We start from the raw sequence: 13,341 nt of genomic DNA on the forward strand, positions 1-13,341 counted from the left end.
TGATCAGGGTACCTTTATTGAGGTGTTGTCAAACACTTAGACAAGTTATCCACAGCTTTTACCCACGGTTGTTCAGTATTCATGTGGACAACACAGACAAACCGCCCATGTACGGGCGAAGTACCTCAGGCACTACCACTGTGCCATCAGCCTGCTGATAGTTCTCCAGAACAGCCACCAAGGTGCGCCCTACGGCCAGTCCAGAACCATTGAGTGTATGCACCAATTCAGTCTTGCCCTGCTCATTTTTGAAGCGCGCTTTCATGCGACGTGCCTGGAAAGATTCGCAATTGGAGCAGGAAGAGATCTCACGGTAGGTGTTCTGTGCGGGCAGCCACACCTCGATGTCATGGGTGCGTGTTGCACCAAAGCCCATGTCACCGGTACACAGTACAAGCACACGGTATGGCAAACCCAGTTTTTGAAGGATAGCCTCCGCATGCCCTGTCATTTCTTCCAGCGCATCGTACGAGCGATCAGGGTGTTCAATCCGAACCATCTCAACCTTGTCGAACTGGTGCTGTCGAATCAGACCCTTGGTGTCTTTGCCATGCGCGCCAGCCTCTGAGCGGAAACACGGCGAGTGCGCGGTCATTTTGACGGGCAATTCTTCGGGTTTGAGAATGGTGTCATTGACCAGGTTGGTCAATGTGACTTCCGCAGTGGGAATGAGATACATCGGGGCCGCGTCAGGCGCTTCTCCGCCCTTTCGGACTGAAAAAAGATCGTCTGCAAACTTGGGCAATTGCCCGGTGCCCTGCAGCGTAGCCGCGTGCACGATGTAAGGCGTGTAGTGCTCGACGTACCCGTGCTGTTGCGTGTGCGTGTCTAGCATGAATTGGGCCAATGCGCGATGCAAGCGGGCCATTTGCCCCCTTAGAACAGCAAACCTTGAGCCAGAGAGCACAGCGGCACTCTCGAAATCCAGCCCCAGGGCTGCACCAATTTCGGTGTGGTCCTTGATGTCGAAGTCGAACTGACGCGGGGTGCCCCAACGTCGCAGTTCAACGTTGTCTTCTTCGGAAGCACCAACAGGTACGCTGTCAGCGGGAAGGTTTGGGATTTGAAGCAGAAAGGCATCCAGTTCGGCTTGCAATTGAGTCAGACGGTCGGCACTGGCTTTGAGCTCGTCCCCGAGGCCCGCAACTTGGGCCATTACAGCGGAAGTGTCCTCGCCCTTGGCCTTCAATTGGCCAATTTGTTTGGATGCGGAGTTGCGTTTCGCTTGCAGCTCTTCGGTCAGACTTTGCAGTTGCTTTCTCTCTGCTTCAAGCGCAGTGAAACGCGCAACGTCGAGATCGAACCCCCTGCGCTTCAGTTTGTCGGCCACAGTGGCAAGGTCTTTTCTCAGTAGCTGGATGTCTAACATGTTGGAATTCTCGAAAAACAGTGAATGTTCAAGTAGGTGGAATGGTAACGAATCGTGAGGTCAGGACAGGAATTTTTGCCGGAAAACACGCAATAAATCATCAAAAGCGGGTGCACTTGCAAATGCAGTCAAGACAAGAGCCAAAGGCACGGTGGATACGTACCCGAATTGCTTGAATCCGTACGCACCGGCTACACCGCCCAGAAAAAACAACAGTGCAAGCCCACCCAGCAGGGCCAATTTTGAGCGGTCAGCCAGCACCCGGGGCTTCTCGGCGGTTGTGTCAATGTTCCAGTAAAACAATTTGCCCAATTCGATACCGATGTCGGTCATGATGCCCGTGACATGAGTGGTGCGGATCTGGGCATTTGAAATTTTGGTAATCAGGGCGTTTTGCAAGCCCATGATGTAGGCGAGAAGCATGACCGTAAAAGACACAAACAGACCACGCGCCTCGGTGAGAAACGCGCCCACAATGCCAAAGCCAAGCAACAAGGCTGCTTCAAGAAGCAGCGACAGCGCGTATTCACTGCTTAAGGCATGCCGCCTTGCATAATTGACCAGAAAAGCAGTGGTTGCAGCACCCAACACAAAACAGGCGATGGCGCTGAAGCCCGCCAGACACAGCCCGTAGGCACCCAACACCAGATTGTCTGCCATGGAAGACAAAATACCGGTCATGTGCGACGTGTATTGATGCACGGCGAGAAACCCACCCGCATTGCTGGCCCCAGCCACAAACGCCAGCACCAGCCCCAGCATGCGATTGCCTTTGTCGGTGCGGTGGGCACCAATCAGCGTGCGTGAAAAGTTGGCGGGCATCGTCGTTGTAATTGGCGGTCAAGCTTGTATTGTAAAGGCTGCTTATGCGGTTTGTGTACCCAACATCCCTTCAAACGCCAGAGCGGCGGCGCTGACTGGCCGAAGCGGTAATCGAAGGCGGTACAAAGTTCTCTTCATCTGGCCAATCGGCAAGGAAATTCGCTGGACCCGACCCAGGGCAATCTGATCACGCGCGCAGATGCGCGGCACGATGCCAAGCCCGACGCCGTTGGCCACCATCTGGACAATGGCCTCATTGCTGTTTACCTCAATGAACTGAGGCGTGCGGATCCCCATATTGGACAGAAGCCGTTCAGACACCGCACGGCTACCGGACCCCATTTCACGTAGCACCCAGGTCCAGCTTTGAATTTCATCTTCCCAGGACTGGGCAACAACCTGCGGCGCGCCGATGGCCACCATTTCTTCTTCGCGCCATGGGCGTGATTCAAGCCGGGGATCCTTCACCTCACCTTCCACCACAGCGACATCGATTTCACAGGCCAATAGCCGTCGCGAAATTTGCTCGGTGTTGGCGCCACTTAAGCGAATGTCAATGCCTGGATACTTTGAACGAAACGCGCTAATCAGGGGCGGCAGCCAGTAACTGGCCACGGTGGTACTTGCCCCGATGGTCAGGCTGCCCCTCTTGAGGTCGTTGAATGAATACAGGGCCTCTTCGGCCTCCTTCTCAATGGCCAGCAGGCTTTGCCCGTATTGAAACAGCAATTCGCCCGCCTCAGTGAGCTTGACTTGCTTGGCTCGTCGATCAAACAAGACTGTGTCCAATTGACTTTCCAGCTCGCGCACGCCTTTGGAAACGGCTGGCTGAGTGATTTCAAGCGCGTCTGCAGCCTTCGTAAAACTCTGGGTTTGCGCAGCTTGCACGAAAATTTTGAGTAGATGCAAATTCATTAATAACCTGGAGTTATGTTTATATGCCAACCATTATCTAGGGGAATTCAAATGAAATCCAGACAATACATGCATTGAGGACCCCGATTGAGCAAACCAAGATGCGCGCCATTGACCTACGCTTGCCAGCCACCCTGCCCGGGCTTGCCCTTTGCATCACAATTACCGCTGTGGCATGGGTGTTGGCCAACCCCCTGCAGGTCAGCCACATCGGGCTTGGATGGATGCCCTTGGCCTTGGTACTGGCGATGCTGGTGTCCAACTCCGGGTTTTACAAGCCAGCTCAGTTTGCACCCGGCGTGGCCTTGTCACGTGGCAATATCTTGCGCTAGGGCATCGCGCTGTTTGCAATCAAGCTTGAACTGGGCGACATCATGCAGGCTGGGGTTGCAGGCATTGCAGCGGCCGGTGTCATGGTTTTCAGTACGATTGCACTGGCACGCTTTCTGGGCAAACGGTTGGGCCTGCCCGACGAATTGAGCCTACTGATTGGTACTGGCAGCGGAATTTGCGGTGCCGCAGCCGTGGCGGCAGCCGATGGCGTGTTGCGTGCTGAGTCAAAAAATTGTGCCACTGGTGTGGCTGTGGCTGTGCTGTTTAGGACCTTGGGCATGTTTGTGATGCCACTAATAACACAAGCATTGGCCATGCAAGCCACCGATGCCGGTTTGTGGATTGGATTAAGTGTTCATGAACTGGGCCATGTGATTGGCGCATCCGAGATGGTGGGCCCTGCTGCCACCAACCCGGCACTTTTGGAGAAAATGTTGCGCGTGGCGTTTTTGGCGCCAGCCTTGATGTGGCTCGGGAAATTACGCCCCACCCCACGTCAGGGAACCGCAGCGAAAAGCAGCGTATTGTCGCAAACCCCTCTGTTCATGTGGGGCTTTGTATTGGTGGCAGCCCTCAAACTTATGCACGTTCTGCCCACCCCGGTGGTCCACGTAACCTCAGAGCTGTGTGAACTATTGCTGGCCATTGGCTTGTGTGCGCTGGGCTTGAACACCCGATTTTCCGAATTGCGCACTGTGAGTGTTCGGGCTTGGGGGCTGGCCATTCTGCTGTGGGGGCATTTGCTGCTAACAGGCCTACTGATGGTGCAGGTGATCAAATTTGGTGCTGCACTGCACTAGATTAATCACCGAAGCCTCATTCTAAATGTTAGAAATCAATTATTTAAAACATATTTAACCCAAAATTGCACTGCAGCAGTGCAATTCAAACTGGCATACAGTTTGCTTATCATAACCTGTCATAACAGGTTTAATTTGGATGCTAAAAATGAGTGGCAAAACAAACCTTGCGAATACAGGCAACAGGCCGCTGGAACTCAATGTGGCCGCACTGCCCTTGTACACACAGGTTCGCGAATCATTGCGAAGGGACATTCTTAATGGCACCTACCCACCCCACTCCCAAATGCCATCTGAAAGCCAAATGATGCACAGCTTCGGTGTTAGCCGAATCACCGTTCGGCAGGCATTGGGTGATCTCCAAAAGGAAGGCTTGATATTCAAAGTGATGGGCAAAGGCAGCTTTGTGTCCAAGCCCAAAGCGTTTCAAAGCCTGTCCCGACTGCAGGGTTTCGGAGAGGCCATGGCAGTGTCCGGTTATGAAACCTTTTCCAATGTTCTAAGCGCCAGAGCGGTTGAAGCCTCACAACAAGTGGCCAATCGCCTGAATATTCGCACAGGGCAAGCGGTGTTTGAGATCCAGCGTTTGCGCTTTCTGAACCGTGAACCGATTTCCGTCGATGTCAGTTACTTCCCCCTTGAACTTGGGGAACGACTGGCGCAAGAGGACCTGGCAGTACGCGACATCTTTGCCATTCTTGAAAACGACCTAGGCCACAACCTGACCCACGCGGATCTGCAGTTGGAGGCCATTTGCGCAGACGAAACCTTGGCACGCCAGTTGCAGGTGGATGAAGGGTGTGCGGTGTTGCGCATGGAGCGTTTGACCTACGCCGGCGACAGGCCGATCGACTTTGAGTTTTTGTATTACCGGGGCGATGCATTCCAGTACCGCTTGCGGATCAATCGCACTTAATTGCACTTGCACACAAAGGAGTAAGACCATGAATCGCATCGATCTTGAATATGACCTGGTGGTAATCGGCGGGGGCACGGGTGGTCCCATGGCTGCGGTCAAGGCCAAAGAGGCCAACCCCAAGCTGCGCGTGCTGTTGATCGACAAAGCCAACGTGAAACGCAGTGGCGCCATTTCCATGGGGATGGACGGCTTGAACAACGCGGTCATTCCAGGCCATGCAACGGCTGAACAGTACGTCAAGGAAATTACGATTGCCAACGACGGCGTGGTGGATCAGGACGCCGTCATGGCTTACGCCGCCAACAGCTTCGACATGATTCAGGAGCTGGACAAGTGGGGCGTGAAGTTCGAGAAAGACGAAACGGGCGACTACGCCGTGCGCAAGGTGCATCACCTGGGCAGTTACGTGTTGCCCATGCCCGAGGGGCACCACATGAAGCGCGTGCTTTATCGCCAACTCAAACGCGCACGGGTTGAGGTTACCAACCGCGTTGTGGTGACCCGGCTGTTGACCGGCGCCAAGGGTGAGGTGGTAGGCGTGATGGGCTTTGATTGCCGCACTGCAGAGTTCTACGTCATTCGATGCAAGGCCGCCATTATTTCAACCGGGGCTGCCGGGCGCATTGGCTTGCCTGCCTCAGGCTATCTGATGGGCACCTATGAAAACCCCACCAACTGCGGCGATGGCCATGCCATGGCCTACCACGCAGGTGCGGGCCTTGCCAATCTGGAATGCTTCCAGATCAACCCCTTGATCAAAGACTACAACGGCCCGGCTTGTGCCTACGTAACCGGTCCATTTGGCGGCTACACCGCCAACTCGAAAGGTGAACGCTTCATCGAATGCGATTACTGGAGCGGCCAGATGATGCTGGAGTTTTATCGTGAGCTGCAAAGCGGCAACGGCCCAGTTTTCTTGAAACTAGACCATCTGGCAGAAGAGACCATTTCTGAGATTGAAACCATCCTGCACAGCAACGAACGCCCAAGCCGCGGTCGCTTTCATGAAAAGCGGGGCAACGATTACCGCAAGGAAATGATTGAGATGCACATTTCCGAGATCGGTTTTTGCAGCGGTCACAGTGCATCGGGCATTCACACCAATGCAGAGGGCGAGACCACCATACCCGGTCTGTATGCCGCAGGCGATTGCGCCAGCGTGCCCCACAACTACATGCTGGGCGCCTTTGTGTACGGCAAGATCTGCGGCGTGAATGCCGCCAAGTACTGCGCTGAAGTGCCGTCGGCAACGCCCAACGAGGATCAGATTCGTGTGGAACACGATCGCATTGAGGCACCCTTGCTGCGCACCGACGGCCCTACGCCATTCCAGGTGGAATACAAGGCCCGACGACTGGTCAATGACTACCTTCAGCCACCGAAAATCACCCGCAAATACCTTCTTGGCTTGCGACGGCTTGAAGAAGTGCGTGAGGACGCAGCTTTCATGATGGCCAGCAACCCCCATGAACTGATGCGTGCTCACGAGACCAGTTCAATCATTGACTGCGCCGAAATGGCGGCGCGTTCATCGCTGTTCCGCACAGAAAGCCGATGGGGCCTTTATCACTATTGCATTGACCACCCTGAGCGCGACGATGAGAACTGGGCCTGCCACACCCTGCTTTACAAGAACGAGCAGGGCCAAATGGCCATGAAAAAGAAGGAAGTCGGCCCCACCATCGTGGCCATCGACCAAACCGAGATGGATGCCTACCAGCGCCTGCGCGTTGTGAATGCAGCCGCCGCTTGAACAGACAATCTGGAGGAATTCAACCATGACCCTAGCCGCCACCACGACACAAGTCCCCGTGTCTGTTGATTCTGAGAAATGCATCGCAGAGAAAGGATGCACCGTGTGCGTCGATGTTTGCCCCCTGGATGTACTGGCCGTCGACCACGTCACTGGCAAGGCCTTTATGAAATTTGATGAATGCTGGTATTGCCTGCCCTGCGAAACCGATTGCCCAACGGGCGCGGTGAACGTCGAAATTCCGTTTTTACTGCGCTAAAGGAGGACTTCAATGAACACCACTGCAATAAGCATGAAGGCGCGGTTGAGCAGCACCGACGCGGAAGTAAGACGGTTGGCAGTCATTGACCTGCCTTACAGCGACGAAGACGACATTGAAGTGCTGCTTGTGCCCATGTTGAAAGACAGCGACGCCAGCGTGCGGTTGGAGGCGGTTCGTGCCTTGGAAGGCTTTGAAGATCTGCCAGTGGTAGAAGCCCTTTCGCACATGCTTCTGGATCCGGATGAACAAGTGCAGACGGCGGCCGGGCAAGTGTTGTCAGAATTGAAAGAGCCCGAATCCGCAGCGCCCTTGATTCCATACCTGACCCATGCGGACAGCGTGGTTCGCACATTGGCCCTGCGGGCGGTGCGCGCCTTGCGAGTCGACAGCGCTTATGAACCTGCGCTGGCCCAACTGAAAGACCCCTCTGCTGCTGTTCGAAAGGAAGCGGTGGGTGTGTTGGGTTACCTCAAGAAGCCTCAGGCAGCGGGCCACATTGCGGAAGTGGCAGCACACGACCCTGAGGGTGAGGTGCGCAAGGTGGCTGTGGGTGCCCTTGGGTACACCCATGAAGTCAGCGTACTGCCGTCACTGAGCCGCGCGCTCAGTGACAGCGTGTGGATGGTTCGGGAAGAAGCGGCACAAACCATCGGAAAAATGGGCTTTCACCAGGCGACGCAAGAATTGATCAAGGCCATGCAAGACGACTACTGGCAAGTCAGGGTAAAGGCAGCACGTGCTCTGGGCCAATTCAAAGACCCAGCGGCTTTGCCCAGCCTGGTTGAGGCATTGGGCGATGTGGTCAGCAACCTGCGCAAAGAGGCTGCCATTGCGCTGGGAGACATCGGTGACAAACGAGCCATTCCCGCACTTGAAAAGGCCTTGGCGGACAACGACCCGGATGTGCGCAAGCTGGCAAGGCTCGCGCTGACCAACATCACGCTTCAACACGCCTGAACGGAGACTTGACCATGACATTCGTTGTGACCGAAGCCTGTATCAAATGCAAGTACACCGACTGTGTGTCCGTCTGCCCGGTGGATTGCTTTCACGAAGGCCCCAATTTTCTGGTGATCAACCCTGAGGGCTGCATCGACTGTGGAGTCTGCATTCCCGAATGCCCGGTCAGTGCCATCTTCGAGGAAGACCGGGTACCGGAAGACCAAAAGCAGTTCATTGAAATCAACGCCAGGCTGGCGCAAAGCTGGCCCACGATCAACGAAGCCAAAGAGCCCATGGACGATGCAGAAGCCTGGGCGGATGTGAAAGGGAAGTCGCAGTACCTCATAGATGCCTGCACAGACAAGGCCTGAGTTCAAAACCAACAATTCCGACTGTCAAACGCCGAACACAACTATTTGATTTGTATGTCTTTAATAGGAAGGAATTATGATGAACCAAGGAACATTCAAAGGCGAAGTACATGGCAAGCTTCACAAGCTGGGCGTCATCAGCACCCTGTTTGTGGCTTGCGCACTTTCATGGTCTGCACACGCTGAGACAGTCACAGTCGGAATTGGCACTCAGAACACCACCACCAACACGGTGACAGGCGGCATCGTCCTGAAGGAAATGGGCTTTCTGGACAAAGAGCTGGCCAAAGTCCCAAAATTCAAAAACACCCAATTCAAGATTGAGTGGCAGAACTTTACCTCGGGCCCGCCCGTGACCAACGGCATGATTGCCAACACGCTGCAAATCGGCATGATGGGTGACTACCCCCTGCTGGTCAACGGCGCCACCTTCCAGAATGGCAACGAGACCAAAAGCCGACTGATTGCGATGATCGCCTACAACAAGGACGGATCGGGCAATGGCATTGTGGTTCACAAAGACTCCCCCTATTACGAACTTGCCGACCTCAAAGGCAAAAAAATCTCGGTGCCCTTCGGCTCTGCAGCCCACGGCATGTTGTTGAAAGCATTGGAAGACCATGGCTACAAGCCAGAAGATTTCCAACTTTCCAGCCAGAGCCCAGAGGTTGGCACTTCCAGCCTGCAGGAAAAGCGAATTGACGCCCATGCAGATTTTGTGCCTTTTGCCGACTTGCTGCCCTTCCGAGGCTTTGCGCGCAAGATCTTCGACGGCGCGGAAACCAAGGTGCCCACCTTCCACGGCGTGGTGGTGCGTGAAGACTTTGCAAAAAAGTACCCTGAGTTTGTTGTCGCATACATCAAAGCCCTGATGGACGCCAACGACTGGGTGCACAAAAACCCCGCCCTTGCCGCCGAAAAAATTGAGCAGTGGACCCACATTGAAAAAGAGGTGGTTTACCTGTACCTCGGCCCAGGTGGTGTGCACACGCTAGACCCTACCATCAAGCCCAAGTGGATTGAGACCGTGAAATACGACCACGGTGTATTGGACCGAATGGGTCGCGTCAAGCCTTTGGACGCGGATGCCTGGGCTGATGAAAGTTATGTCAAAGAAGCCTTCAAGCAAAAGGGGCTGGATTACGACAAGCAAAAGGCGAGCTTCTCCAACTATGAAATCAGCGGCACTGACCCACTGTGCGGCGGCAAAATTACTGAGCCCAGAAAGGCAGGTGAGGTCTGGATTGCGGGTGGAAAGATCACCGCCTACAAGTCAGCCAACTGTGCCCTGGCCGCCACCAAAAAGGCCACAGCAGCCGGCCAAAAAGTGGGAGTGACCTATGTGTATGACGACACCTTGAAAATCAAGATGTTCGCGGACAAGGCTTACTACGCCATCAAGACCGACGGCAAAACGCCCGATATCACGCCTTTCTTGTTGAAGAAAGACGCTCAGGCCTATGCGTCGGCCAACGGTGCGAAATTCGCCCTGTATGACGAAGCGCTGGCAGCCGCCAAGGCAGGGAGATAAATCATGGCCAGACCAATGAGTATTCATCCATCGGTCGGCCAGCAGTACGCCCCGGATGCAGGTCTTGACAAGGCGGCATCCGGGGCGTCTATCGGCGTCGACTCATCCACCAACAACCTGCAGGCGGTCCTGTCACCGCCTGCCCACTCACGGCCTGCCATGCGCGTAGCTCCTACACCTCCAAAGGCGGTGCGGCTTTCATGGGCCATGCGACTCAAGCTTGCCATGTCCAGACATGCCCTTCACGCCTTTTTGTCGGTACTTTCCATCGGAGCCCTTCTTGGGTTCTGGTATCTGGCAACGGCCTACAGGCTGGACTTCTACATTCGATTCAACAACATTCCGACCCCGGCAGAGGTGTTTCACAACGGGTTTGAGTTGGCCTCGAGTACCCGGTTCCAGACCAACATCTGGATGAGCATGCGGCGAATCCTGGCTGGCTTTTCGGTGGCAACCGTGCTGGGCGTGGCTTTGGGATTGATTTGTGGACGTTTCAAGTACGCGAAATCACTGATCTTTCCGGCCATGGAAGTGTTGCGTCCTATTCCGGCCATCGCCTGGGTGCCCATGTCCATCATGTTGTGGCCGACTACAGAGGGCAGCATCGTGTTCATCACATTCATTGGCTCATTTTTCCCAATACTGATCAACACCATCCATGGTGTAAACGGTGTCGACCCCGTGTTGGTTCGCGCCGCTAAAAGCTTGGGCGCCAGCGAATTGACCGTGATGACCAAGGTGATTTTGCGCGCCGCCTTGCCCAGCATTTTTACCGGGCTGGCTGTGGGCATGGGCGTGGCTTGGGTGTCTCTGATTGCCGCTGAAATGATCTCGGGCCAGTTCGGTGTGGGTTATTTCACCTGGGAAGCGTATTCACTGATTGAGTACCCGAACATTGTGCTGGGCATGATCGTCATCGGCGTGTTGGGGCTGTTTTGCAGCGGCTCCATCTTGATGATCGGCCGATGGATGATGCCCTGGAGAAGCCTTTCACAACATGGAGGTGACAAATGAACTCAACCCTGCAACAGGGTCGCCTTGAACTGAACAATATTCAGGTTCAGTTCACACAGGATGGCCACCGGTTTCAAGCAGTGTCCAACGTGAACCTGCATGTCGAGCCCGGTGAATTTGTATCCGTGGTTGGTCCTTCCGGGTGTGGCAAATCGACGCTGCTGAACATCGTGGCGGGGTTTCTGTCGCCTTCTGAAGGCATTGCCACCATGGACGGCAAGGTGATCAAAGGCCCCAATGCCGAGCGGGGTGTGGTGTTCCAGCAGTATTCGCTGTTTCCCTGGCTGCGCGTTCGCGAAAACGTGGAGTTTGGCATGAAGCTGCAAGGCGTTGGCCGGGCCGAACGAGAAAGCAAAGCACGCACCCTGCTTGGGCTGGCTGGCTTGCTGCCTTTTGAGAACCACTATCCCGATCAATTGTCGGGCGGCATGAAGCAACGGGTTGGTATTGTGCGCACCCTTGCAACCAGCCCACGTGTTTTGCTGATGGATGAGCCCTTTGGCGCACTGGACAGCCAGACCCGCGTGGTCATGCAGGAAATTCTGACGCACATGTGGCAGCAGTGGAAAATCTCGGTTTTGTTCATCACCCATGACATCGAAGAAGCCATTTTTCTGTCAGACCGTGTGTACGTGATGACAGCTCGACCTGGCCGAATCAAGGCAGAAATTCCAATTGACCTGCCACGCCCGCGCAACGCGGCCATGACGGCCTCACCCGTGTTTACCGCCCTGCACCGTCAACTCAAGAGCCTGATTCGCGAAGAAAGCCTGGCGGCCATGGGTGGCGAAATTGACCCGGGCAGCTTTGGCAGCAACTGGCACTTGGGTGAAGAAGGCATGGGGGCCCTGTGATGACGACGCATGCGGATGATTGCCGCCCGCTCAAACTGGAGAACAAAGTGCTGGATCGTCAATTGGTTGTGTATTGGGACGACCAAATCACCACCACCTTGAGCCATGCCTTTTTGCGCCAAAAGTGCCGGTGTGCAGACTGCCTGAGTGGACGTGTGGTGCCCCCCACCGACGCAGAACTGACCGAACTGCACCCTTATGGTCCCAACGCGGTACAACTTGTTTTTTCCGATGGACACGACCGGGGCCTGTACCCCTGGCCCTACCTGAGAAATCTGGCCATTGAACTGGCCACCCAACCTGTTTGAAAAGGATGACACCATGAGTGCTTTGGCCACAGAACGCGTACTGGAAGTACACCACTGGAATGAATCGTTGTTCAGCTTCAAAACGTCGCGAAACCCGGGTTTGCGCTTTCGAAACGGTCACTTCGTTATGATTGGCCTTCAAGCCGACAACAAACCACTGCTGCGCGCGTACAGCATCGCCAGCGCCAACTATGAAGAACACCTTGAGTTTTTGAGCATCAAGGTGCCCAACGGCCCTCTGACTTCGCGCCTGCAACACTTGAAAGTAGGCGACGAACTGATCGTCGGCCAAAAGCCGGTGGGTACACTCGTCATCGACGATCTGAACGACGGACGCAATTTGTACCTGCTTGCAACAGGCACTGGGCTGGCGCCGTTCATGAGCATTATTCGCGACCCTGAAACCTATGAGCGATTTGAAAAGGTGGTGCTGGTGCATGGGGTGCGCACAGTCAGCGAACTGGCTTACGCAGACTTCATTCAGAATGTGTTACCCAAAGAGGAATTCATCGGTGAACTGGTGCAAGAACAGCTTTTGTACTACCCCACAGTCACCCGCGAGCCTTTTAAAAACCAGGGCCGCCTGACCGACCTTATGCTAAGTGGCCAATTGTTTGCAGACCTTGGTTTGCCAGAACTAAGCGCCGCACACGACCGCGCCATGATTTGTGGAAGCCCGGCCATGCTGGAGGACACCTGCGCCTTGCTGGATGAACGGGGGCTTAAAATCAGCCCACGACAAGGTGACCGGGGTGACTATGTGATAGAACGGGCATTCGTGGAAAAATAGGGGATGTTGTCTCCCCCGCCTTAGGTGATGAATGAGTCGGGGGGTACAGGTTGTTAAATTGCGTCTTTGATGCTGTTTTTAATGCATAACCAAACCCGAACTGTGAGAATCATTCCGGGTGAGTCACCCAAGTGATGTTTTGCGTGCTTAAAGGAATCCACTTACGCTGTGCGTCCAGGGTAAGCGCCCACTTTAAGGAATGCAATTGAAACGGTTGTCCATCAGAACTGTGTTTTCACTTTTCGCTGCGGTGCATTGCGGTGCTGCTTTTTCACAAACTCACGAGTTTTCATTCGCGAAGCTTGGCGGGAAAATGCATGGAGAAGCCACAATATGTGGGGGTTACACGCCCAGCGAG

The 13,341-nt window shown here is 54.7% G+C and carries 13 protein-coding genes and 1 pseudogene; 11 read left to right on the plus strand and 3 right to left on the minus strand.

What is annotated here, in order from left to right; translation table 11 throughout:
- Positions 1–79: 79 nt before the first annotated feature.
- Genes serS through QQJ87_RS07405 form a run of 3 tightly spaced genes read right to left on the minus strand, consistent with a single transcriptional unit; the run spans position 80 to position 3,106 of the window.
- The gene (gene serS / locus QQJ87_RS07395) at positions 80–1,369 is read right to left on the minus strand and encodes a serine--tRNA ligase (RefSeq protein WP_284280921.1); all 1,290 of its coding nucleotides are present in this window, start codon (positions 1,367–1,369) and stop codon (positions 80–82) included.
- Between the two features lie 60 nt (positions 1,370–1,429).
- Entirely contained in the window at positions 1,430–2,191 is a 762-nt protein-coding gene (locus QQJ87_RS07400; RefSeq protein ID WP_284280923.1) for a YoaK family protein, read from the minus strand.
- A 42-nt stretch (positions 2,192–2,233) separates the two neighbouring features.
- Positions 2,234–3,106 carry a LysR substrate-binding domain-containing protein gene (locus QQJ87_RS07405; RefSeq protein ID WP_284280924.1) on the minus strand — a complete coding sequence of 291 codons (873 nt, stop codon included), beginning with the start codon at positions 3,104–3,106 and terminating at the stop codon, positions 2,234–2,236.
- Between the two features lie 101 nt (positions 3,107–3,207).
- On the opposite strand from QQJ87_RS07405, the pseudogene QQJ87_RS07410 reads away from it, so the two are divergent.
- From QQJ87_RS07410 to QQJ87_RS07460, 11 genes and pseudogenes are all read left to right on the plus strand, one after another.
- A pseudogene (locus QQJ87_RS07410) lies at positions 3,208–4,239 on the plus strand (YeiH family protein).
- 148 nt (positions 4,240–4,387) lie between these two features.
- Positions 4,388–5,155 carry a GntR family transcriptional regulator gene (locus QQJ87_RS07415; protein ID WP_284280926.1) on the plus strand — a complete coding sequence of 256 codons (768 nt, stop codon included), beginning with the start codon at positions 4,388–4,390 and terminating at the stop codon, positions 5,153–5,155.
- Positions 5,156–5,183: 28 nt separating this feature from the next.
- The gene (locus QQJ87_RS07420) at positions 5,184–6,911 is read left to right on the plus strand and encodes a fumarate reductase/succinate dehydrogenase flavoprotein subunit (protein WP_284280928.1); all 1,728 of its coding nucleotides are present in this window, start codon (positions 5,184–5,186) and stop codon (positions 6,909–6,911) included.
- 25 nt (positions 6,912–6,936) lie between these two features.
- Complete coding sequence (locus QQJ87_RS07425) at positions 6,937–7,170, plus strand: 4Fe-4S dicluster domain-containing protein (protein WP_284280930.1); 234 nt, start codon at positions 6,937–6,939, stop codon at positions 7,168–7,170.
- A gap of 12 nt (positions 7,171–7,182) precedes the next feature.
- On the plus strand, positions 7,183–8,130 hold the full coding sequence (locus QQJ87_RS07430; protein ID WP_284280931.1) for a HEAT repeat domain-containing protein: 948 nt from the start codon (positions 7,183–7,185) through the stop codon (positions 8,128–8,130).
- A gap of 14 nt (positions 8,131–8,144) precedes the next feature.
- Positions 8,145–8,486: a ferredoxin FdxA gene (fdxA, locus tag QQJ87_RS07435; RefSeq protein WP_284280932.1), complete on the plus strand. Its 342-nt coding sequence runs from the start codon at positions 8,145–8,147 to the stop codon at positions 8,484–8,486.
- 76 nt (positions 8,487–8,562) lie between these two features.
- Positions 8,563–10,017, plus strand: coding sequence for an ABC transporter substrate-binding protein (locus QQJ87_RS07440; protein ID WP_284280933.1), 1,455 nt, complete (start codon positions 8,563–8,565; stop codon positions 10,015–10,017).
- Positions 10,018–10,020: 3 nt separating this feature from the next.
- Positions 10,021–11,031: an ABC transporter permease gene (locus tag QQJ87_RS07445; RefSeq protein WP_284280935.1), complete on the plus strand. Its 1,011-nt coding sequence runs from the start codon at positions 10,021–10,023 to the stop codon at positions 11,029–11,031.
- On the plus strand, positions 11,028–11,885 hold the full coding sequence (locus tag QQJ87_RS07450; RefSeq protein ID WP_284280936.1) for an ABC transporter ATP-binding protein: 858 nt from the start codon (positions 11,028–11,030) through the stop codon (positions 11,883–11,885). Before QQJ87_RS07445 ends, QQJ87_RS07450 begins: the two co-directional genes overlap by 4 nt.
- Entirely contained in the window at positions 11,885–12,193 is a 309-nt protein-coding gene (locus QQJ87_RS07455; protein ID WP_284280937.1) for a DUF971 domain-containing protein, read from the plus strand. Before QQJ87_RS07450 ends, QQJ87_RS07455 begins: the two co-directional genes overlap by 1 nt.
- Before the next feature lie 13 nt (positions 12,194–12,206).
- Entirely contained in the window at positions 12,207–12,983 is a 777-nt protein-coding gene (locus QQJ87_RS07460) for a ferredoxin--NADP reductase (protein ID WP_284281336.1), read from the plus strand.
- Positions 12,984–13,341 lie beyond the last annotated feature (358 nt).

It is taken from the genome of Limnobacter litoralis (assembly GCF_030160455.1).
GTDB lineage: Bacteria > Pseudomonadota > Gammaproteobacteria > Burkholderiales > Burkholderiaceae_B > Limnobacter > Limnobacter litoralis.